The following is a 20,492-nucleotide window of genomic DNA, read 5'->3' as shown; positions in this document are numbered from 1 at the left end:
TAAATAATTCCCTTCTTTATTTTTATGTTTGGCAGACAGGCTTTCAGCCAGAGACAGCCCTGAGATCTATTTATAAGGAAACGCTGGTTGGAAATTGACCTGAAGGCTTGCTTTCTCTAGAATCCCCGGTCTCTTAAAACGGGGGCCATTCCGGCCCGTTGTGGACGAACCAGGTAACACGACATGAAACGTACTTTCCAACCAAGCACCATCAAACGCGCCCGTACCCACGGTTTCCGTGCTCGCATGGCTACCAAGAACGGCCGTGCTGTCCTGTCGCGTCGCCGCGCCAAAGGTCGTGCGCGTCTGGCAGTTTGATAATCCGGTACTGGAGGTGAGTCAGGACTTCAGTCGGGAAAAGCGTCTGCTTACTCCCCGGCATTTCAAGGCAGTCTTTGACTCCCCTACCGGCAAGGTTCCGGGGAAAAATCTCCTGCTCCTTGCACGCAACAACGATCTTGATCACCCCCGTCTCGGGCTGGTTATCGGGAAAAAGAGCGTAAAGCTCTCCGTTGAGCGCAATCGCCTCAAACGTTTGATGCGCGAATCGTTCCGTCTGCACCAGGATTCACTGGTCGGCTGGGACATCGTTATCGTCGCGCGCAAAGGTCTGGGCGATGTAGAAAACCCCGAATTGATTCAGCATTTCGGCAAGCTCTGGAAGCGTCTGGCACGCAGCAAGCCAGTTCCAGAAGTCAAAACCGAAACTGTAGGGGTAGACAGTCCAGATGCGTAAACTGGCCCTCGTTCCGATCCAGTTTTATCGCTATGCCATTAGTCCTTTGATGGCCAGTCACTGTCGTTTCTACCCCAGTTGTTCCTGCTACGCGTATGAAGCCATCGAAAATCATGGCCTTCTGCGCGGTGGCTGGCTGACCTTTCGTCGTTTAGGTCGCTGTCATCCGTGGAATCCCGGTGGTTATGACCCGGTTCCACCTATCCCTACCTCCCGTTCTTCTTCGATGGCCGAGTAATCATGGATATCAAACGCACGATCCTGATCGTCGCCCTGGCAATCGTGGCCTACGTTATGGTCCTTAAATGGAACCAGGACTATGGTCAGGCTGCCCTGCCGACTCAGAATGTTGCTTCCAGTACGACTACATCCGGTTTGCCGGACACCGCCACTGGCAATAATGCTGCCGCCAGTGACGATATTCCGCGCGCCGCTAGCGATACCAGCGCACCTGCCGAAACACCGGTAGCCGCCAGCAAGGATCTGATCCAGATCAAAACCGACGTGCTCGATCTGGCGATCGATCCACAAGGTGGTGATGTTGCTCAACTGACCTTGCCTTTGTATCCACGTCGTCAGGATCGTCCTGATGTGCCGTTCCAGCTGTTCGATAACGGCGGCGAACGTGTTTATCTGGCACAAAGCGGCCTGATCGGCACCAATGGCCCGGATGCAAATCCGGCCGGTCGTCCGGTCTACTCTTCGGAGAAGAAGACTTATCAACTGGCTGACGGTCAGGACCAACTGGTCGTCGACCTGAAATTCAGCAAGGACGGCGTCAACTACATCAAGCGTTTCACCCTGAAACGCGGCCTGTATGACGTAGCCGTTTCCTACATTGTGGATAACCAGAGCGCTCAGCCTTGGAACGGCGCAATGTTTGCTCAGTTGAAGCGTGATAACAGCGCTGACCCTTCGTCCACTACTGCTACTGGCACCGCGACCTACCTGGGCGCTGCCCTGTGGACAAGTTCGGAGCCGTACAAGAAAGTGTCCATGAAGGACATGGACAAGGCGCAACTGAAGGAAACCGTCACCGGTGGTTGGGTAGCCTGGCTGCAACACTACTTTGTGACCGCGTGGATTCCGGCCAAGGGCGAAAACAACATCGTCCAGACCCGTAAAGACAGCAAAGGCAACTACATCATCGGTTACACCGGTCCTACACTGACCGCTGCTCCGGGTGCCAAAGTTGAAACCAGCGCTGTGCTGTACGCCGGTCCGAAAAGCCAGGCTGTACTGAAAGAGTTGTCCCCAGGTCTGGAACTGACCGTCGACTACGGCATTCTGTGGTTCATTGCCCAGCCAATCTTCTGGCTGCTGCAACACATCCACGCGATCGTTGGTAACTGGGGCTGGTCGATCATCTTCCTGACCATGCTGATCAAGGGTCTGTTCTTCCCTCTGTCGGCTGCCAGCTACAAATCGATGGCGCGCATGCGTGCCGTTGCACCGAAACTGGCTGCATTGAAAGAACAACATGGCGATGACCGGCAGAAAATGTCGCAAGCCATGATGGAGCTGTACAAGAAAGAGAAGATCAATCCGCTGGGCGGCTGCTTGCCGATCCTCGTGCAGATGCCGGTTTTCCTTTCGCTGTACTGGGTTCTGCTGGAAAGCGTGGAAATGCGCCAGGCGCCGTTCATGCTGTGGATCACTGACCTGTCGATCAAGGATCCGTTCTTCATTCTGCCGATCATCATGGGCGCAACCATGTTCATCCAGCAGCAGCTGAACCCGACTCCGCCGGATCCGATGCAGGCGAAGGTCATGAAAATGATGCCAATCATCTTCACCTTCTTCTTCCTGTGGTTCCCGGCTGGTCTGGTGCTGTACTGGGTTGTGAACAACTGCCTGTCCATCACCCAACAGTGGTACATCACACGTAAGATCGAACGGGCTACCAAAGCAGCCGCTTGATTTACACTGTGGATAACCACTCAAAACGCCCCCTAGTGGGGCGTTTTGCTATCTGCCACTTTTGTCTGGATTCCGGTTTATGAGCACACCTCGTGAAACCATCGCCGCCGTCGCCACCGCTCAGGGTCGCGGCGGTGTGGGCATTGTTCGTATTTCCGGGCCGCTGGCCAGTGTTGCAGCCAAAGCTATAAGCGGCCGCGAGCTGAAACCGCGTTACGCCCATTACGGGCCATTTTTCAGTGATGACCAGCAAGTGCTCGATGAAGGTCTGGCGCTATATTTCCCGGGGCCAAACTCGTTCACCGGCGAAGACGTTCTGGAATTGCAGGGCCACGGTGGGCCGATCGTTCTGGACATGCTGCTCAAACGCTGCCTGGAACTGGGCTGCCGTCTGGCGCGTCCGGGGGAGTTCAGCGAACGCGCGTTCCTCAATGACAAACTCGACCTGGCCCAGGCCGAGGCGATTGCCGATTTGATCGAGGCGAGTTCTGCACAGGCGGCGCGCAATGCCCTGCGGTCTTTGCAAGGTGCGTTTTCCCAGCGTGTGCATAACTTGACCGAACAACTGATCGGCCTGCGCATCTACGTCGAAGCCGCCATCGACTTCCCGGAAGAAGAAATCGACTTCCTCGCCGATGGCCATGTGCTGAGCATGCTCGACAAAGTCCGTGATGAATTATCCACAGTATTGCGCGAAGCCGGGCAGGGCGCGTTGTTGCGCGATGGCATGACCGTGGTGATTGCCGGTCGTCCGAATGCCGGCAAGTCCAGCCTGTTGAATGCGTTAGCCGGTCGCGAAGCGGCGATCGTCACCGAGATTGCCGGCACCACCCGCGATATTTTGCGTGAACATATCCACATCGACGGTATGCCGTTGCACGTTGTGGATACCGCAGGTTTGCGTGATACCGAAGACCAGGTGGAAAAGATTGGCGTTGAACGCGCACTGAAAGCCATCGGCGAAGCGGATCGCGTCCTGCTGGTGGTCGATGCAACCGCTCCGGAAGCACTGGATCCGTTTGCCTTGTGGCCTGAATTCCTCGAAACCCGCCCGGATCCGGCCAAGGTTACGTTGATCCGTAACAAAGCAGACCTGACTGGTGAATCCATTTCCCTGGAAGTCAGTGAAGATAGCCACGTGACGATCAGTCTGAGCGCCAAATCTGCAGGTGATGGCCTGGAACTCCTGCGTGATCACCTCAAGGCCTGTATGGGCTACGAGCAGACTTCGGAAAGCAGCTTCAGTGCTCGTCGTCGCCATCTGGAAGCGTTGCGCCATGCCAGTGCAGCCCTTGAACACGGTCGTGCGCAACTGACTCTGGCGGGTGCGGGCGAGTTGCTGGCCGAAGACCTGCGTCAGGCTCAGCACTCTCTAGGGGAAATCACCGGGGCATTCAGCTCTGATGATCTGCTGGGACGGATCTTTTCCAGCTTCTGTATCGGTAAATAAACCCTCCGCTTTCCACAGACAGGTCCATTCGCGACCTGTCTGCGCCTCCTCTTTCTCAAACCTTTCTCCAGTGCCGGGCAGATTTCGTCTCCCTGAGCGGATTTCTCGCGCCTGTTATTTCTTCATTCACCGTATTTCTGTGGATTAAGCCCTGTGAATAACTGCCACTAAGGGCAGTTGATAACAGGGCCTGAAAACTGGACATAACCCCCTCTGTGGATAACCAACCCTTTAATCCACAGGCTTAAACCGGTTATCCAAGGCCCTCATTGGCACATGGTCACAGGGTTTTGAATCTCTGTACATATTGAATATAAAGGCCTGTATCAATCTATCCACAGAAAGTAGCCTCAGTAGAAATAAACATAAAAACAAAGGTTTTATAAATTTCTCTCTTTTTTATTCTTTTAACCTCGAGTTCTCCACAGCTGGTTAAATTTTGTGCAAAGGGTTCTTTAGGAAGGGCGAAGTCCCTATACTTGTCGACCAGGTTCAGAAACCTGATCTCAAACTATTCCTGAATTACCTACTTAAGCAGGCACGAGGTGCGTGGTGGATTTCCCTTCCCGTTTTGAAGTGATCGTCATCGGCGGCGGTCATGCCGGTACCGAGGCAGCACTGGCCTCAGCACGTATGGGGGCAAAAACCCTGTTGCTGACGCATAACGTGGAAACCCTCGGTGCCATGAGTTGCAACCCGGCCATCGGTGGCATTGGCAAAAGCCATCTGGTCAAGGAAATCGATGCCCTCGGCGGCGCGATGGCCACCGCTACCGATTTGGGTGGCATTCAGTTTCGCGTGTTGAACAGCCGCAAAGGCCCGGCCGTACGGGCGACCCGTGCGCAAGCTGACCGGATTCTGTACAAAGCCGCTGTCCGCGAAATTCTGGAAAACCAGCCGAACCTGTGGATATTTCAACAAGCTGCTGACGACCTGATCGTCGAGCAGGAACAAGTCCGTGGTGTTGTCACGCAAATGGGTCTGCGTTTTCTCGCCGATTCTGTGGTGTTGACCACCGGTACGTTCCTCGGCGGACTTATCCACATCGGTTTGCAGAATTTTTCCGGCGGTCGTGCCGGTGATCCGCCGTCCATCGCACTGGCTCACCGTCTGCGTGAACTGCCGCTGCGTGTCGGTCGCCTGAAAACCGGCACACCGCCGCGTATCGACGGCAAGTCTGTGGATTTCTCGGTAATGACCGAGCAACCAGGCGATACGCCGATCCCGGTGATGTCGTTCATGGGTAACAAAGAACAGCATCCACGTCAGGTCAGTTGCTGGATTACTCACACCAACGCCCGCACCCACGAAATCATCGCGGCGAACCTCGACCGTTCGCCGATGTATTCCGCTGCCGGTGAGATCGAAGGCATTGGCCCGCGCTACTGCCCGTCGATCGAAGACAAGATCCACCGCTTTGCCGACAAGGAAAGCCATCAGGTGTTTATCGAACCGGAAGGTTTGACCACCCATGAGCTGTACCCGAACGGAATATCCACAAGCTTGCCTTTCGATGTGCAATTGCAGATCGTGCAATCGATTCGCGGCATGGAAAACGCGCACATCGTGCGTCCGGGTTATGCGATCGAGTACGACTACTTCGATCCGCGCGACCTGAAGTACAGCCTCGAAACCAAGGTCATCGGCGGTCTGTTCTTTGCCGGACAAATCAACGGCACCACCGGTTACGAAGAAGCTGGCGCCCAGGGTTTGCTGGCCGGGGCCAACGCGGCACTGCGCGCCAAGGGCAAAGAAGCCTGGTGTCCGCGTCGCGATGAAGCGTACATCGGTGTGTTGGTCGACGACCTGATCACCCTCGGTACCCAAGAGCCGTACCGCATGTTCACTTCCCGTGCCGAGTACCGCCTGATACTGCGCGAGGACAACGCCGACCTGCGTTTGACCGAAAAAGGTCGCGAGCTCGGATTGGTCGATGACGCACGTTGGGCAGCCTTCTGCAAGAAACGCGAAAGCATCGAACTCGAAGAACAGCGCCTGAAAAGCACTTGGGTTCGCCCGAATACGCAGCAGGGCGATGCGATCGCGGAAAAATTCGGCACGCCGCTGACCCACGAATACAACTTGCTCAACCTCTTGAGTCGTCCGGAAATCGACTACGCTGGTCTGGTCGAAGTGACCGGCAATGGCGCCGAAGATCCACAGGTCGCCGAACAGGTTGAGATCAAGACCAAATACGCCGGTTACATCGACCGTCAACAGGACGAAATCGCCCGTCTGCGCGCCAGTGAAGACACGAAATTGCCTGTGGATATCGATTACACCAACATTTCCGGTCTCTCCAAGGAGATCCAGAGCAAGCTCGGCGCGACTCGACCAGAGACGCTGGGCCAGGCTTCGCGGATCCCGGGTGTGACCCCGGCAGCGATTTCGCTGTTGATGATTCATTTGAAAAAACGCGGCGCGGGCCGTCAGTTGGAGCAAAGCGCTTGAGTTCTAAGGTCACTTCGCAACACGCCGAAGAGTTATCCACAGGAGCCCGCGAGCTCGGTGTCAACCTCACTGAAGCCCAGCATGAATTGCTGCTGGGTTATCTGGCCCTGTTGATCAAATGGAACCAGGCCTACAACCTGACTGCGGTGCGTGATCCGGACGAAATGGTTTCGCGTCACCTGCTCGATAGCCTGAGCGTGATGTCGTTCATCGAAAACGGCCGTTGGCTCGACGTCGGTAGCGGCGGCGGCATGCCGGGAATCCCGTTGGCGATCCTGTATCCGGACTCGCAAGTGACTTGTCTGGACAGCAACGGCAAGAAAACCCGCTTTCTGACCCAGGTCAAACTCGAACTCAAACTGGATAACCTGCAAGTTATCCACAGTCGTGTCGAAGCGTTCCAGCCTGCGCAGCCGTTCAACGGGATCATTTCCCGGGCGTTCAGCAGCATGGAAAACTTCACCAACTGGACTCGCCACTTAGGCGACGCCGATACACGCTGGCTGGCAATGAAGGGCGTTCATCCGGCCGATGAGCTGGTAGCATTGCCGGCAGACTTCAAACTCGATAGCGAACACGCCCTGGCCGTACCCGGTTGCCAAGGCCAACGCCATCTGCTGATACTGCGCCGCACGGCATGATTGGGAACACAAGCAAGAATGGCTAAGGTATTCGCGATAGCGAACCAAAAGGGTGGTGTGGGCAAGACCACCACCTGCATCAACCTCGCAGCATCCCTGGTCGCGACCAAGCGCCGGGTGCTGTTGATCGATCTCGATCCACAGGGCAACGCCACCATGGGTAGCGGTGTGGATAAACACGGCCTGGAAAACTCGGTCTACGACCTGCTGATCGGCGAATGTGATCTGGCTCAGGCCATGCACTATTCCGAACATGGCGGTTACCAACTGCTGCCGGCCAACCGCGATCTGACGGCGGCCGAAGTCGTGCTGCTGGAAATGCAGATGAAGGAAAGCCGTCTGCGCAGCGCGCTGGCGCCAATCCGCGAAAACTACGATTACATTCTGATCGACTGCCCGCCGTCGCTGTCGATGCTTACGCTGAACGCCTTGGTTGCTGCTGACGGGGTCATTATCCCCATGCAGTGCGAGTACTTTGCGCTCGAAGGTCTCAGCGACCTTGTGGATAACATCAAGCGCATCGCTGAACTGCTGAATCCGAACCTGAAAGTCGAAGGGTTGCTGCGGACCATGTATGACCCGCGCCTGAGCCTGATGAACGACGTTTCGGCGCAGCTCAAGGAGCACTTCGGCGATCAGCTGTACGACACGGTGATCCCGCGCAACATCCGCCTGGCCGAAGCGCCGAGCTACGGCATGCCGGCGCTGGCCTACGACAAGCAATCGCGCGGCGCCCTGGCTTATCTGGCCCTGGCCGGCGAGATGGTTCGCCGTCAGCGCAAAAACTCACGCATCGCCGCCGCTCAGGCAACTTAAGGAATCCCCATGGCCGTCAAGAAACGAGGTCTCGGACGTGGACTGGATGCACTGCTGAGTGGTCCGACCGTCAGCGCGCTGGAAGAACAAGCGGCGCAAGCTGACACCCGCGAACTGCAGCACTTGCCGTTGGATCTGCTGCAGCGCGGCAAATACCAGCCGCGCCGCGACATGGATCCGCAGGCGCTGGAAGAACTGGCAGCGTCGATCAAGGCGCAAGGCGTCATGCAGCCGATCGTGGTGCGCCCGATTGGCGGTGGCCGCTTTGAGATCATCGCTGGTGAACGTCGCTGGCGCGCGAGTCAGCAAGCCGGGCAGGAAACCATCCCGGCGATGGTCCGCGATGTGCCGGATGAAACCGCAATCGCCATTGCGCTGATCGAGAACATCCAGCGCGAAGACCTCAACCCGATCGAAGAAGCGGTGGCCCTGCAGCGTTTGCAGCAGGAATTCCAGCTGACGCAGCAGCAGGTCGCCGAGGCTGTGGGTAAGTCCCGCGTCACTGTGGCTAACCTGTTGCGGCTTATTGCACTACCGGAAGTCATCAAGACCATGCTGTCCCATGGCGACCTGGAAATGGGGCATGCCCGTGCTTTGCTCGGTCTGCCGGACAATCAGCAGGTGGAAGGGGCGCGACATGTTGTCGCACGCGGTCTCACCGTGCGCCAAACTGAGGCACTGGTTCGCCAGTGGTTGAGTGGCAAACCGGAGCCTGTGGAAGCAACCAAACCCGACCCGGATATCGCCCGCCTCGAACAGCGTCTGGCCGAGCGCCTAGGCTCTGCGGTGCAGATTCGCCATGGGAAGAAGGGAAAGGGCCAGTTGGTGATCGGTTACAACTCTCTCGATGAGCTTCAAGGTGTGCTCGCACACATCCGCTGAAACATTTCCTCATGTAGCGCGCAGTCGGAAATCACTACCTGACAGTTGAATAGGGGCAGAACCGCCCCTATACTCTGCGCGCATTTTGTCGGCACAAATTATGCCAAGTTATTGAATTCTGGCAGCCGACCATTGGAGAGCAAACGTGATGGAAACCCGCAAGCCAAACCGCCTGCCGTTCCATCGCCTGGCGGTTTTTCCGGTGTTAATGGCTCAATTTGTCATTTTGCTCATTGCCGCTTTGGCGCTCTGGCAATGGCACGGAGTCGTTGCCGGATACTCGGGACTTTGCGGAGGCCTGATAGCCTTGCTGCCCAATGTTTATTTCGCTCACAAGGCATTTCGGTTTTCCGGCGCCCGAGCAGCCCAGTCCATCGTCCGGTCTTTTTATGCCGGCGAGGCAGGCAAACTGATTTTGACGGCAGTGCTCTTTGCACTGGTGTTTGCAGGTGTGAAGCCACTGGCGCCGATAGCTGTATTCGGCGCGTTCGTGCTGACTCAGTCGGTCAGCTGGTTCGCTCCCCTGCTGATGAGAACAAGACTTTCGAGACCTTAGGGCGTTTGAGGCAACCATGGCAGAAACAACCGCTTCGGGCTATATCCAGCACCACTTGCAGAACCTGACCTTCGGTCAGCTACCTAACGGCGGCTGGGGCTTTGCCCATACCGCAGCAGAAGCCAAAGAAATGGGCTTCTGGGCTTTCCACGTCGATACCCTCGGCTGGTCGGTCGCGTTGGGTCTGATCTTCGTACTTCTTTTCCGCATGGCGGCAAAGAAAGCGACTTCGGGTCAGCCGGGTGCTTTGCAGAACTTCGTTGAAGTATTGGTCGAATTCGTCGATGGCAGCGTGAAAGACAGCTTCCATGGCCGTAGCCCGGTGATTGCACCGCTGGCACTGACCATCTTCGTCTGGGTGTTCCTGATGAACGCCGTCGACCTGGTACCGGTCGACTGGATTCCTCAGTTGGCCATCCTGATCACCGGCGACCACCACATCCCGTTCCGCGCCGTGTCGACTACCGACCCGAACGCGACTCTGGGCATGGCGTTCTCGGTTTTCGCACTGATCATTTTCTATAGCATCAAGGTCAAGGGCTTCGGCGGCTTCATCGGCGAACTGACCCTGCACCCGTTCGGCAGCAAGAACATCTTCGTTCAAGCCCTGCTGATCCCGGTGAACTTCCTGCTGGAATTCGTGACCCTGATCGCCAAGCCGATCTCTCTGGCTCTGCGTCTGTTCGGCAACATGTATGCCGGCGAGCTGGTGTTCATTCTGATCGCTGTGATGTTCGGCAGCGGCCTGCTCTGGCTGAGCGGCCTGGGCGTTGTTCTGCAGTGGGCGTGGGCTGTGTTCCACATCCTGATCATCACGCTGCAGGCGTTCATCTTCATGATGCTGACCATCGTCTACCTGTCGATGGCGCACGAAGAAAACCATTAAGGCCAGTCTCGACTAGTCTGATGTCCTTCCCGGTCAAACGGGAAGGGGCTCTTCACAGGGCACCTGAAACGATTTGTTTTACCGCTTTAATCTAAAAAACCTAAACCATACGACGTAAAAGTCGGGAGGAAAGATGGAAACTGTAGTTGGTCTAACCGCTATCGCTGTTGCACTGTTGATCGGCCTGGGCGCACTGGGTACCGCAATTGGTTTCGGCCTGCTGGGCGGCAAGTTCCTGGAAGGCGCAGCGCGTCAGCCAGAAATGGTTCCAATGCTGCAAGTTAAAATGTTCATCGTTGCCGGTCTGCTCGACGCCGTAACCATGATCGGTGTTGGTATCGCTCTGTTCTTCACCTTTGCGAACCCGTTCGTTGGTCAGATCGCTGGCTAATTACCCGGATTCTTCCGAGTAATTTGATGTGATGGACAACGTAACTGCGAGGTGTTGGCGTGAACATTAATGCGACCCTGATTGGCCAGTCCGTTGCGTTCCTGATTTTTGTACTGTTCTGCATGAAGTATGTATGGCCTCCGGTCATCGCTGCTCTGCACGAACGTCAAAAGAAGATCGCTGATGGTCTGGACGCTGCCAGCCGTGCAGCTCGCGACCTGGAGTTGGCCCAAGAAAAAGCGGGTCAGCAACTGCGCGAAGCGAAAGCTCAGGCAGCTGAAATCATCGAGCAAGCCAAGAAACGCGGTAACCAGATTGTCGAAGAGGCCGTTGAAAAGGCCCGTGTCGACGCTGACCGTGTGAAGGTTCAGGCTCAAGCCGAGATCGAACAGGAACTGAACAGTGTCAAAGACAAACTGCGCGCCCAAGTGGGTTTGCTGGCTGTCGGCGGCGCCGAGAAGATCCTGGGTGCCACAATCGATCAAAACGCGCACGCAGAGCTGGTTAACCAACTGGCTGCTGAAATCTAAGCGAGGGCGATCATGGCAGAACTGACCACGTTGGCCCGACCTTACGCTAAGGCGGCCTTCGAGCACGCTCAGGCCCACCAGCAACTGGCCAATTGGTCAGCCATGCTCGGCCTGGCTGCAGCGGTGTCGCAAGACGACACCATGCAGCGCGTGCTCAAGGCCCCGCGACTGACGAGCGCAGAAAAGGCCGCCACGTTTATTGACGTGTGCGGCGACAAGTTTGATGCCAAGGCACAGAACTTCATCAATGTCGTTGCCGAAAACGACCGTCTCCCGCTTCTGCCGGAGATTGCCGCTCTTTTCGACCTGTACAAGGCCGAACAAGAGAAGTCGGTAGACGTTGAAGTGACCAGTGCTTTTGCATTGAACCAAGAACAGCAAGACAAACTCGCCAAGGTTCTCAGTGCACGACTCAACCGGGAAGTGCGCCTGCAAGTTGCGGAGGATGCTGCCCTTATAGGTGGTGTCGTTATCCGCGCCGGCGACCTGGTTATCGATGGCTCGATTCGCGGCAAAATCGCGAAACTTGCCGAAGCATTGAAATCTTGAGTTTGAAGGGGCAGCAGAGCAATGCAGCAACTCAATCCTTCCGAAATAAGTGAAATTATCAAGGGCCGCATCGACAAGCTCGATGTGACCTCCCAAGCCCGTAACGAAGGCACTGTCGTCAGCGTATCTGACGGCATCGTGCGGATTCACGGTCTGGCCGACGTTATGTACGGCGAGATGATCGAGTTTCCGGGCGGCGTCTACGGTATGGCCCTCAACCTGGAGCAAGACTCCGTAGGTGCCGTTGTACTGGGCGCTTACCAGTCTCTGGCTGAAGGCATGAGCGCCAAGTGCACTGGCCGCATCCTCGAAGTTCCGGTTGGTAAGGAACTGCTGGGTCGCGTAGTCGACGCACTGGGTAACCCTGTTGACGGCAAAGGTCCACTGGGCAACACCGAGACCGACGCGGTCGAGAAAGTTGCACCGGGCGTGATCTGGCGTAAGTCGGTAGACCAGCCTGTACAGACTGGCTACAAGGCTGTCGATGCCATGATCCCTGTCGGCCGTGGCCAGCGTGAGCTGATCATCGGTGACCGTCAGATCGGTAAAACCGCTCTGGCGATCGACGCGATCATCAACCAGAAAGACAGCGGCATTTTCTGCGTCTACGTAGCTATCGGTCAGAAGCAATCGACCATCGCCAACGTGGTTCGCAAGCTGGAAGAAAACGGCGCCCTGGCCAACACGATCATCGTGGCTGCCAGTGCTTCGGAATCTCCTGCGCTGCAATTCCTGGCACCGTACTCCGGTTGCACCATGGGTGAATTCTTCCGCGACCGCGGTGAAGACGCGCTGATCGTTTATGACGATCTGTCCAAGCAAGCAGTGGCTTACCGCCAGATTTCCCTGCTGCTGCGCCGTCCACCAGGCCGTGAAGCATACCCAGGCGACGTGTTCTATCTCCACTCCCGTCTGCTGGAGCGCGCATCCCGCGTTTCGGAAGAATACGTAGAGAAGTTCACCAACGGCGCAGTGACCGGCAAAACCGGTTCCCTGACCGCACTGCCGATCATCGAAACCCAGGCTGGCGACGTTTCCGCGTTCGTTCCGACCAACGTGATTTCCATCACCGACGGTCAGATCTTCCTGGAATCGGCCATGTTCAACTCGGGCATCCGCCCTGCGGTGAACGCCGGTGTTTCGGTATCCCGTGTGGGTGGTGCCGCTCAGACCAAGATCATCAAGAAGCTCTCCGGTGGTATCCGTACCGCTCTGGCTCAGTACCGTGAACTGGCGGCATTCGCCCAGTTCGCTTCTGACCTGGACGAAGCGACCCGTAAGCAACTTGAGCATGGTCAGCGCGTTACCGAGCTGATGAAGCAGAAGCAATACGCACCAATGTCGATCGCTGACATGGCGCTGTCGCTGTATGCCGCTGAGCGTGGGTTCCTGACTGACATTGAAATCGCCAAGATCGGCAGCTTCGAACAAGCGCTGATTGCTTTCTTCAACCGCGATCACGCCGATTTGATGGCCAAGATCAACGTTAAAGGTGACTTCAATGACGAAATCGACGCTGGCATGAAAGCCGGTATCGAGAAGTTCAAGGCCACCCAAACCTGGTAAGCCGCAGCGGGAGCCGCGAGGCTCCCGCTTGCTAACCTGATAGGTGTTACATGGCAGGCGCAAAAGAGATTCGCAGTAAGATTGCGAGCATCAAAAGCACGCAAAAGATTACCAGCGCCATGGAAAAAGTGGCGGTCAGCAAAATGCGCAAGGCACAAATGCGCATGGCTGCTAGCCGTCCTTATGCGGAGCGTATCCGCCAGGTTATTGGGCATCTGGCCAACGCCAACCCGGAATACCGCCACCCGTTCATGATCGACCGCGCTATCAAGCGTGTCGGTTATGTCGTGGTGAGCAGTGACCGTGGTCTGTGCGGCGGCTTGAATACCAACCTGTTCAAGGCCCTGGTCAAGGACATGGCGGTAAACCGCGAAAACGGCGTCGAGATTGATCTGTGTGTTGTTGGTAGCAAGGGTGCGGCCTTTTTCCGCAACTTCGGCGGTAACGTCGTTGCAGCTATCAGCCACTTGGGTGAAGAGCCGTCGATCAATGATCTGATCGGCAGCGTCAAGGTGATGCTGGATGCCTACCTGGACGGCCGTATTGACCGCCTGTCCGTGGTGTCCAACAAGTTCATCAACACCATGACGCAACAGCCTACCGTGGAGCAGTTGATTCCACTGGTGGCCACCCCGGATCAGGATCTCAAGCACCACTGGGACTATCTCTACGAACCGGATGCCAAAGAGCTGCTTGACGGCTTGATGGTCCGCTACGTTGAGTCGCAGGTCTACCAGGCGGTGGTCGAGAACAACGCGGCTGAACAAGCTGCGCGGATGATCGCGATGAAGAACGCTACCGACAACGCCGGTGATTTGATCAGCGATTTGCAGCTGATCTACAACAAGGCGCGTCAGGCTGCGATCACCCAAGAGATCTCGGAAATCGTCGGCGGCGCTGCCGCGGTTTAACGGTTCAAATATTCAGAGGATCCAGCTATGAGTAGCGGACGTATCGTTCAAATCATCGGCGCCGTTATCGACGTGGAATTTCCACGCGACAGCGTACCGAGCATCTACAACGCGCTGAAAGTAGTGAGCGCGGCTGAAACCACTCTGGAAGTTCAGCAACAGCTGGGCGACGGCGTGGTTCGCACCATTGCGATGGGTTCCACCGAGGGCTTGAAGCGCGGTCTGGAAGTTACCGACTCTGGCGCAGCCATCTCCGTACCGGTCGGTAAAGCGACCCTGGGCCGGATCATGGACGTCCTCGGTAACCCGATCGACGAAGCTGGCCCGATCGACACCGAAGAGCGTTGGGGCATTCACCGTCCAGCGCCTTCGTTCGCTGAACAGGCAGGCGGCAACGACCTGCTGGAAACCGGCATCAAGGTTATCGACCTGGTTTGCCCGTTTGCCAAAGGCGGTAAAGTCGGTCTGTTCGGTGGTGCCGGTGTAGGCAAAACCGTAAACATGATGGAACTGATCCGTAACATCGCCATCGAGCACAGCGGTTATTCCGTGTTCGCCGGTGTGGGTGAGCGTACTCGTGAGGGTAACGACTTCTACCACGAGATGAAGGACTCCAACGTTCTGGACAAAGTGGCACTGGTTTACGGTCAGATGAACGAGCCGCCGGGTAACCGTCTGCGCGTAGCACTGACCGGCCTGACCATGGCCGAGAAGTTCCGTGACGAAGGTAACGACGTTCTGCTGTTCGTCGACAACATCTATCGTTACACCCTGGCCGGTACTGAAGTATCCGCACTGCTGGGCCGTATGCCTTCGGCAGTAGGTTACCAGCCGACCCTGGCTGAAGAGATGGGCGTTCTGCAAGAACGTATCACTTCGACCAAGGAAGGTTCGATCACTTCGATCCAAGCGGTATACGTACCTGCGGATGACTTGACCGACCCGTCGCCAGCGACCACCTTCGCCCACTTGGACGCCACCGTCGTTCTGTCCCGTGACATCGCTTCCCTGGGTATCTACCCAGCGGTAGATCCACTGGATTCGACTTCGCGCCAGCTGGACCCGAACGTAATCGGCCAGGACCACTACGACACCGCTCGCGGCGTTCAGTACGTTCTGCAACGTTACAAAGAGCTGAAGGACATCATCGCGATCCTGGGTATGGACGAGCTGTCGGAAGCCGACAAGCAGTTGGTAAACCGTGCTCGTAAGATCCAGCGCTTCTTGTCGCAGCCGTTCTTCGTGGCTGAAGTCTTCACCGGTGCTTCGGGTAAATACGTTTCCCTGAAAGACACCATTGCTGGCTTCAAAGGCATCCTCAACGGTGACTACGACCACCTGCCAGAACAAGCGTTCTACATGGTTGGCGGCATCGAAGAAGCGATCGAGAAAGCCAAGAAACTGTAATCCCGGCGCCCGGCAACGGGCGCTAATTTAGGTTGAGGCAATCAGATGGCTATGACAGTCCATTGCGATATCGTCAGCGCGGAAGGGGAAATCTTTTCCGGCCTGGTCGAGATGGTGATTGCGCACGGTGCACTGGGTGATCTTGGTATCGCTCTGGGTCACGCGCCGCTGATCACTAATCTGAAGCCAGGTCCGATCCGCCTGATCAAGCAAGGCGGGGAAGCCGAGGTGTTCTACATCTCCGGTGGTTTCCTCGAGGTTCAGCCGAACATGGTCAAGGTACTTGCCGATACCGTGCAACGTGCTGCCGACCTGGATGAAGCCTCCGCTCAGCAAGCCGTTCAGGCTGCCGAGAAGGCATTGCATGAACGTGGCGCCGAGTTCGACTACGGAGCTGCGTCCGCGCGACTGGCCGAGGCTGCAGCTCAGCTGCGCACCGTCCAGCAGATCCGCAAGAAGTTTGGCGGTTAATCCGTCAGCCGCTTGTTGTGCGATTGATAAAAAAGGGTAGCCTCGGCTACCCTTTTTTCTTTTCCGATTTTTACAACCCGGTCGCAGTTGCTGACCACCCAGGATTGGTAGCCAGTCATGTCTCTTGAAATCGTTATCCTCGCGGCCGGTCAAGGCACCCGTATGCGCTCGGCCCTGCCGAAGGTGCTGCACCCGATTGCCGGCAACTCCATGCTGGGTCATGTTATCCACAGCGCTCGGCAACTCGATCCACAACGCATTCATGTGGTGATTGGTCATGGTGCCGACGTGGTGCGCGAGCGACTGGCTGCCGACGATCTGAATTTCGTCCTGCAGGACAAGCAACTCGGCACCGGCCACGCCACCGCTCAAGCGGTGCCGTTCATTACTGCCGACACCGTGCTGATCCTCTACGGGGACGTGCCGCTGATCGAAGTCGAAACCCTGCAGCGTCTGCTCAAGCATGTCGTGCCTGGACAGATGGGCTTGCTCACCGTCGAGCTGGATGACCCGACCGGTTACGGCCGCATCGTGCGCGATGCCGACGGTAAGGTGGCCGCGATCGTTGAGCACAAAGATGCCAGCGAAGCGCAACGCGCAATTACTGAAGGCAACACCGGCATTCTTGCTGTCCCGGCCAATCGTCTGGCTGACTGGATGAGCCGTCTGTCGAACAACAACGCTCAAGGCGAGTACTACCTGACCGACGTGATCGAGATGGCGGTCAATGATGGTCTGGTGGTCGCCACCGAGCAACCACACGACCCGATGGAAGTGCAGGGCGCCAATGACCGCAAGCAGCTGTCTGAGCTCGAGCGTCATTACCAGTTGCGCGCTGGTCGTCGGTTGATGGCGCAAGGCGTCACTTTGCGTGATCCGGCGCGCTTTGACGTGCGTGGTGAAGTGACCGTCGGTCGCGATGTGCTGATCGACATCAACGTGATCCTCGAAGGCAATGTGGTCATCGAAGATGACGTGGTGATCGGCCCGAACTGCGTGATCAAGGACAGCACCCTGCGCAAAGGCGTGGTCATCAAAGCCAACAGTCATATCGAAGGTGCCGTACTGGGCGAGGGCAGTGACGCCGGCCCGTTCGCGCGTCTGCGTCCAGGCACCGTGCTTGAAGCACGTGCGCATGTGGGTAACTTCGTTGAGCTGAAAAATGCCCGCATGGGCGAAGGCGCCAAGGCGGGACACCTGACTTATCTAGGCGATGCCGAGATCGGTGCGCGTACCAACATCGGCGCCGGCACCATCACTTGCAACTACGATGGCGCCAACAAGTGGAGAACCGTGCTGGGTGCAGATGTGTTCATCGGTTCCAATAATTCGCTGGTCGCGCCTGTGGATATCTCCGATGGTGCAACCACGGCGGCCGGCTCGACGATTACGCAGAATGTGGATAACGCGCAGTTGGCCGTGGGCCGAGCGCGGCAGAGAAATATCGACGGCTGGAAGCGGCCGGAGAAGATCAAGAAGAGCTGAGTTATCCACAGTTTCTTTTTAGCGACGAAAATCCAATGTGGGAGCGAGCTTGCTCGCGAATGCCGTAGATCATTCAACATTGATGTTGACTGACACGATGCCTTCGCGAGCAAGCTCGCTCCCACATTTTTGTTTGTGTCGTTTTCAAAAAAGCCTTGCTGCCGCTTGACGATTTAGAGCCGATAGGTTTTGATTGCTTCCGTTATCTTTCGAAACGAAACTTAAGTCGCCATGTCGAAACGCAACACGCCGCAACGCCGTCACAACATCCTCGCCTTGCTCAACGAGCAGGGCGAAGTCAGTGTGGATGAACTGGCCAAGCGCTTCGAAACCTCGGAAGTTACGATCCGCAAGGATCTCGCCGCCCTGGAAAGCCACGGTCTGTTGCTGCGCCGCTACGGTGGGGCGATCACCATGCCGCAGGAACTGGTCGCGGAAACCGCGCAGAGCGTTTCCAAGTACAAACAGGCCATCGCCCGCGCGGCGGTGAAACGCATCCGCGAACACGCGCGGATCATCATCGACAGCGGCAGCACCACCGCCGCGATGATCCCCGAACTTGGCCAGCAGCCGGGTTTGGTGGTGATGACCAATTCCCTGCACGTCGCCAACGCCCTGAGTGAACTTGAGCACGAACCGGTGCTGTTGATGACCGGCGGCACCTGGGATCCGCATTCGGAATCCTTTCAGGGCCAGGTCGCCGAGCAGGTACTACGCTCTTACGACTTCGACCAGTTGTTCATTGGCGCCGACGGTATCGATCTGGTGCGCGGCACGACGACTTTCAATGAATTGCTGGGACTGAGCCGGGTCATGGCCGAGGTGGCGCGAGAAGTCATCGTCATGGTCGAGGCCGACAAGATCGGTCGCAAGATCCCCAATCTGGAACTGCCGTGGAGCAGCGTCCATACCCTCATTACCGATGATCGCCTGCCTATCGAAGCGCGCGATCAGATACAGGCCCGCGGTATCACCGTGATTTGCGCGGCTGTCAGTCAGGAGAAATAAGCATGTGTGGAATTGTCGGCGCAGTTGCTGAACGTAATATCACCGCCATCCTGCTCGAAGGCCTCAAGCGCCTTGAATACCGTGGCTATGACAGCGCCGGTGTCGCGGTCTTCACCAACGACGAAACCCTCGAGCGCATGCGTCGCCCGGGCAAGGTCAGTGAACTCGAAGCGGCGCTGGCCGAACACCCACTGGTGGGCCGTCTCGGCATTGCTCACACCCGTTGGGCCACCCACGGCGCTCCTTGCGAGCGTAACGCGCACCCGCATTTCTCCGGCGACATCGCGGTGGTGCACAACGGCATCATCGAAAACCACGAAGCCCTGCGTGAACAACTGAAAGCGCTGGGTTACGTGTTTACTTCGGACACCGACACCGAAGTCATTGCCCACCTGCTCAACCACAAGCTCAAGGACCAGCCAGACCTGAGCGTTGCGCTTAAAGCGACGGTCAAGGAACTGCACGGTGCTTACGGTCTGGCCGTGATCAATGCCAAACAGCCGGATCGTCTGGTCGCCGCGCGCAGTGGCAGCCCGTTGGTGATCGGTCTGGGTCTGGGCGAGAACTTCCTCGCGTCTGACCAGTTGGCGCTGCGCCAGGTCACCGACCGCTTCATGTACCTGGAAGAAGGCGATATCGCCGAAATTCGCCGCGATAACGTGCAGATCTGGGACGTCAACGGCAATGCCGTCGAGCGCCAGACCGTGCAGTACAGCGACGGTGCCGAAGCCGCCGACAAGGGCGAATATCGCCACTACATGCTCAAGGAAATCCACGAGCAACCGGCCGTTGTACAACGCACCCTCGAAGGTCGCCTGAGCAATGATCAGGTGCTGGTGCAAGCATTCGGCCCACAAGCGGCCGAGCTGTTCGCCAAAGTCCGCAACGTACAGATCGTCGCCTGTGGCACCAGCTATCACGCCGGCATGGTCGCGCGTTACTGGCTCGAAGAACTGGCCGGTATCCCGTGCCAGGTCGAAGTCGCCAGCGAATTCCGCTACCGCAAAGTGGTGGTGCAGCCGGACACCTTGTTCGTGACCATCTCGCAGTCCGGCGAAACCGCCGACACCCTGGCGGCGCTGCGCAATGCCAAGGAACTGGGCTTCCTCGCCAGCCTGGCCATCTGCAACGTTGGCATCAGCTCACTGGTGCGCGAATCCGACCTGACCCTGCTGACCCAGGCCGGCCGCGAAATCGGCGTGGCCTCGACCAAAGCCTTCACCACGCAGTTGGTCGGCCTGTTGCTGCTGACCCTGTCGCTGGGCCAAGTGCGCGGCACTCTGGCCGACGGCGTCGAAGCACGTCTGGTCGAAGAACTGCGTCGCCTGCCAACCCGTCTCGGCGAAGCACTGGCCATGGACAGCACGGTGGAAAAAATCGCCGAGTTGTTCGCCGAGAAGAACCACACGCTATTTCTCGGTCGTGGTGCGCAATTCCCGGTAGCAATGGAAGGCGCCCTGAAACTCAAGGAAATCTCCTACATCCACGCCGAAGCCTATCCGGCCGGCGAACTGAAACACGGCCCGCTGGCGCTTGTGGATAACGACATGCCGGTGGTTACCGTCGCGCCGAACAACGAACTGCTGGAAAAGCTCAAATCCAACCTGCAGGAAGTCCGCGCCCGTGGCGGTGAACTGATCGTGTTCGCCGACGAAAAATCCGGGATGACCAACGGCGAAGGCACTCACGTGGTGCAGATGCCGCACATCCACGACATCCTCTCACCGATCCTTTACACGGTTCCGCTGCAGTTGCTGTCGTACTACGTGGCGGTGCTCAAGGGCACGGACGTCGATCAGCCGCGTAACCTGGCGAAGTCGGTGACGGTGGAATAAG

Annotated in this window: 21 protein-coding genes; all 21 read left to right on the top strand. The window is 57.2% G+C overall.

The genetic code is table 11. The annotated features are described in order from the left end of the window. Window positions 1-183 precede the first annotated feature (183 nt). Window positions 184-318 carry a 50S ribosomal protein L34 gene (gene rpmH / locus AB4O11_RS08505; protein WP_003213577.1) on the top strand — a complete coding sequence of 45 codons (135 nt, stop codon included), beginning with the start codon at window positions 184-186 and terminating at the stop codon, window positions 316-318. 16 nt (window positions 319-334) lie between these two features. After that, window positions 335-736 carry a ribonuclease P protein component gene (gene rnpA / locus AB4O11_RS08500; protein WP_042704971.1) on the top strand — a complete coding sequence of 134 codons (402 nt, stop codon included), beginning with the start codon at window positions 335-337 and terminating at the stop codon, window positions 734-736. Next, the gene (yidD, locus tag AB4O11_RS08495; RefSeq protein ID WP_010465488.1) at window positions 729-974 is read left to right on the top strand and encodes a membrane protein insertion efficiency factor YidD; all 246 of its coding nucleotides are present in this window, start codon (window positions 729-731) and stop codon (window positions 972-974) included. Before rnpA ends, yidD begins: the two co-directional genes overlap by 8 nt. Before the next feature lie 2 nt (window positions 975-976). Next, on the top strand, window positions 977-2,656 hold the full coding sequence (gene yidC, locus AB4O11_RS08490) for a membrane protein insertase YidC (protein WP_064389679.1): 1,680 nt from the start codon (window positions 977-979) through the stop codon (window positions 2,654-2,656). Window positions 2,657-2,735: 79 nt separating this feature from the next. Beyond that, the gene (gene mnmE, locus AB4O11_RS08485; RefSeq protein WP_093429551.1) at window positions 2,736-4,106 is read left to right on the top strand and encodes a tRNA uridine-5-carboxymethylaminomethyl(34) synthesis GTPase MnmE; all 1,371 of its coding nucleotides are present in this window, start codon (window positions 2,736-2,738) and stop codon (window positions 4,104-4,106) included. Window positions 4,107-4,658: 552 nt separating this feature from the next. Continuing rightward, complete coding sequence (mnmG, locus tag AB4O11_RS08480) at window positions 4,659-6,557, top strand: tRNA uridine-5-carboxymethylaminomethyl(34) synthesis enzyme MnmG (protein ID WP_093429552.1); 1,899 nt, start codon at window positions 4,659-4,661, stop codon at window positions 6,555-6,557. After that, complete coding sequence (gene rsmG / locus AB4O11_RS08475) at window positions 6,554-7,198, top strand: 16S rRNA (guanine(527)-N(7))-methyltransferase RsmG (protein WP_038359549.1); 645 nt, start codon at window positions 6,554-6,556, stop codon at window positions 7,196-7,198. The genes mnmG and rsmG overlap by 4 nt, the downstream gene beginning before the upstream one ends. A gap of 18 nt (window positions 7,199-7,216) precedes the next feature. After that, the gene (locus tag AB4O11_RS08470; protein WP_008084406.1) at window positions 7,217-8,014 is read left to right on the top strand and encodes a ParA family protein; all 798 of its coding nucleotides are present in this window, start codon (window positions 7,217-7,219) and stop codon (window positions 8,012-8,014) included. A gap of 9 nt (window positions 8,015-8,023) precedes the next feature. Then, window positions 8,024-8,896 carry a ParB/RepB/Spo0J family partition protein gene (locus tag AB4O11_RS08465; protein ID WP_034152184.1) on the top strand — a complete coding sequence of 291 codons (873 nt, stop codon included), beginning with the start codon at window positions 8,024-8,026 and terminating at the stop codon, window positions 8,894-8,896. A gap of 148 nt (window positions 8,897-9,044) precedes the next feature. Continuing rightward, complete coding sequence (locus AB4O11_RS08460) at window positions 9,045-9,452, top strand: F0F1 ATP synthase subunit I (protein ID WP_003229783.1); 408 nt, start codon at window positions 9,045-9,047, stop codon at window positions 9,450-9,452. Between the two features lie 16 nt (window positions 9,453-9,468). Beyond that, a complete protein-coding gene (gene atpB, locus AB4O11_RS08455) occupies window positions 9,469-10,338 on the top strand; it encodes a F0F1 ATP synthase subunit A (protein ID WP_093429553.1) in 870 nt (289 codons plus the stop codon). A gap of 133 nt (window positions 10,339-10,471) precedes the next feature. Beyond that, window positions 10,472-10,729 carry a F0F1 ATP synthase subunit C gene (atpE, locus tag AB4O11_RS08450; protein ID WP_003097235.1) on the top strand — a complete coding sequence of 86 codons (258 nt, stop codon included), beginning with the start codon at window positions 10,472-10,474 and terminating at the stop codon, window positions 10,727-10,729. 59 nt (window positions 10,730-10,788) lie between these two features. Beyond that, on the top strand, window positions 10,789-11,259 hold the full coding sequence (locus AB4O11_RS08445) for a F0F1 ATP synthase subunit B (protein ID WP_003229781.1): 471 nt from the start codon (window positions 10,789-10,791) through the stop codon (window positions 11,257-11,259). Between the two features lie 12 nt (window positions 11,260-11,271). Next, on the top strand, window positions 11,272-11,808 hold the full coding sequence (locus tag AB4O11_RS08440; protein ID WP_007911956.1) for a F0F1 ATP synthase subunit delta: 537 nt from the start codon (window positions 11,272-11,274) through the stop codon (window positions 11,806-11,808). A gap of 21 nt (window positions 11,809-11,829) precedes the next feature. After that, complete coding sequence (gene atpA, locus AB4O11_RS08435; RefSeq protein WP_016984064.1) at window positions 11,830-13,374, top strand: F0F1 ATP synthase subunit alpha; 1,545 nt, start codon at window positions 11,830-11,832, stop codon at window positions 13,372-13,374. A 50-nt stretch (window positions 13,375-13,424) separates the two neighbouring features. Beyond that, window positions 13,425-14,285: a F0F1 ATP synthase subunit gamma gene (atpG, locus tag AB4O11_RS08430; RefSeq protein ID WP_008084419.1), complete on the top strand. Its 861-nt coding sequence runs from the start codon at window positions 13,425-13,427 to the stop codon at window positions 14,283-14,285. Between the two features lie 27 nt (window positions 14,286-14,312). Continuing rightward, window positions 14,313-15,692, top strand: a complete 1,380-nt coding sequence (gene atpD / locus AB4O11_RS08425) for a F0F1 ATP synthase subunit beta (protein ID WP_007911961.1) — start codon at window positions 14,313-14,315, stop codon at window positions 15,690-15,692. A gap of 45 nt (window positions 15,693-15,737) precedes the next feature. Then, the gene (locus AB4O11_RS08420; RefSeq protein ID WP_093429554.1) at window positions 15,738-16,163 is read left to right on the top strand and encodes a F0F1 ATP synthase subunit epsilon; all 426 of its coding nucleotides are present in this window, start codon (window positions 15,738-15,740) and stop codon (window positions 16,161-16,163) included. Between the two features lie 117 nt (window positions 16,164-16,280). Next, complete coding sequence (glmU, locus tag AB4O11_RS08415; protein WP_099757595.1) at window positions 16,281-17,648, top strand: bifunctional UDP-N-acetylglucosamine diphosphorylase/glucosamine-1-phosphate N-acetyltransferase GlmU; 1,368 nt, start codon at window positions 16,281-16,283, stop codon at window positions 17,646-17,648. Window positions 17,649-17,879: 231 nt separating this feature from the next. Beyond that, a complete protein-coding gene (locus AB4O11_RS08410) occupies window positions 17,880-18,656 on the top strand; it encodes a DeoR/GlpR family DNA-binding transcription regulator (RefSeq protein WP_007911964.1) in 777 nt (258 codons plus the stop codon). Window positions 18,657-18,658: 2 nt separating this feature from the next. Continuing rightward, window positions 18,659-20,491 carry a glutamine--fructose-6-phosphate transaminase (isomerizing) gene (gene glmS, locus AB4O11_RS08405; RefSeq protein ID WP_460130457.1) on the top strand — a complete coding sequence of 611 codons (1,833 nt, stop codon included), beginning with the start codon at window positions 18,659-18,661 and terminating at the stop codon, window positions 20,489-20,491. The last annotated feature ends 1 nt before the right edge of the window (window position 20,492 follow it).

This window comes from Pseudomonas sp. H1_D05 (genome assembly GCF_054682705.1).
This window is presented reverse-complemented; position numbering and strand designations above follow the sequence as displayed.

Excerpts from the sequence above, each read along its gene's own strand:
- AB4O11_RS08460 (WP_003229783.1), top strand. The coding sequence starts at position 9,045 with ATGGAAACCCGCAAGCCAAACCGCCTGCCGTTCCATCGCCTGGCGGTT.
- atpE (WP_003097235.1), top strand. The coding sequence starts at position 10,472 with ATGGAAACTGTAGTTGGTCTAACCGCTATCGCTGTTGCACTGTTGATC.
- AB4O11_RS08470 (WP_008084406.1), top strand. The coding sequence starts at position 7,217 with ATGGCTAAGGTATTCGCGATAGCGAACCAAAAGGGTGGTGTGGGCAAG.
- atpD (WP_007911961.1), top strand. The coding sequence starts at position 14,313 with ATGAGTAGCGGACGTATCGTTCAAATCATCGGCGCCGTTATCGACGTG.
- AB4O11_RS08440 (WP_007911956.1), top strand. The coding sequence starts at position 11,272 with ATGGCAGAACTGACCACGTTGGCCCGACCTTACGCTAAGGCGGCCTTC.
- glmS (WP_460130457.1), top strand. The coding sequence starts at position 18,659 with ATGTGTGGAATTGTCGGCGCAGTTGCTGAACGTAATATCACCGCCATC.
- rpmH (WP_003213577.1), top strand. The coding sequence starts at position 184 with ATGAAACGTACTTTCCAACCAAGCACCATCAAACGCGCCCGTACCCAC.
- AB4O11_RS08420 (WP_093429554.1), top strand. The coding sequence starts at position 15,738 with ATGGCTATGACAGTCCATTGCGATATCGTCAGCGCGGAAGGGGAAATC.
- atpB (WP_093429553.1), top strand. The coding sequence starts at position 9,469 with ATGGCAGAAACAACCGCTTCGGGCTATATCCAGCACCACTTGCAGAAC.
- yidD (WP_010465488.1), top strand. The coding sequence starts at position 729 with ATGCGTAAACTGGCCCTCGTTCCGATCCAGTTTTATCGCTATGCCATT.
- glmU (WP_099757595.1), top strand. The coding sequence starts at position 16,281 with ATGTCTCTTGAAATCGTTATCCTCGCGGCCGGTCAAGGCACCCGTATG.
- atpG (WP_008084419.1), top strand. The coding sequence starts at position 13,425 with ATGGCAGGCGCAAAAGAGATTCGCAGTAAGATTGCGAGCATCAAAAGC.
- AB4O11_RS08410 (WP_007911964.1), top strand. The coding sequence starts at position 17,880 with ATGTCGAAACGCAACACGCCGCAACGCCGTCACAACATCCTCGCCTTG.
- yidC (WP_064389679.1), top strand. The coding sequence starts at position 977 with ATGGATATCAAACGCACGATCCTGATCGTCGCCCTGGCAATCGTGGCC.
- atpA (WP_016984064.1), top strand. The coding sequence starts at position 11,830 with ATGCAGCAACTCAATCCTTCCGAAATAAGTGAAATTATCAAGGGCCGC.
- AB4O11_RS08465 (WP_034152184.1), top strand. The coding sequence starts at position 8,024 with ATGGCCGTCAAGAAACGAGGTCTCGGACGTGGACTGGATGCACTGCTG.
- mnmE (WP_093429551.1), top strand. The coding sequence starts at position 2,736 with ATGAGCACACCTCGTGAAACCATCGCCGCCGTCGCCACCGCTCAGGGT.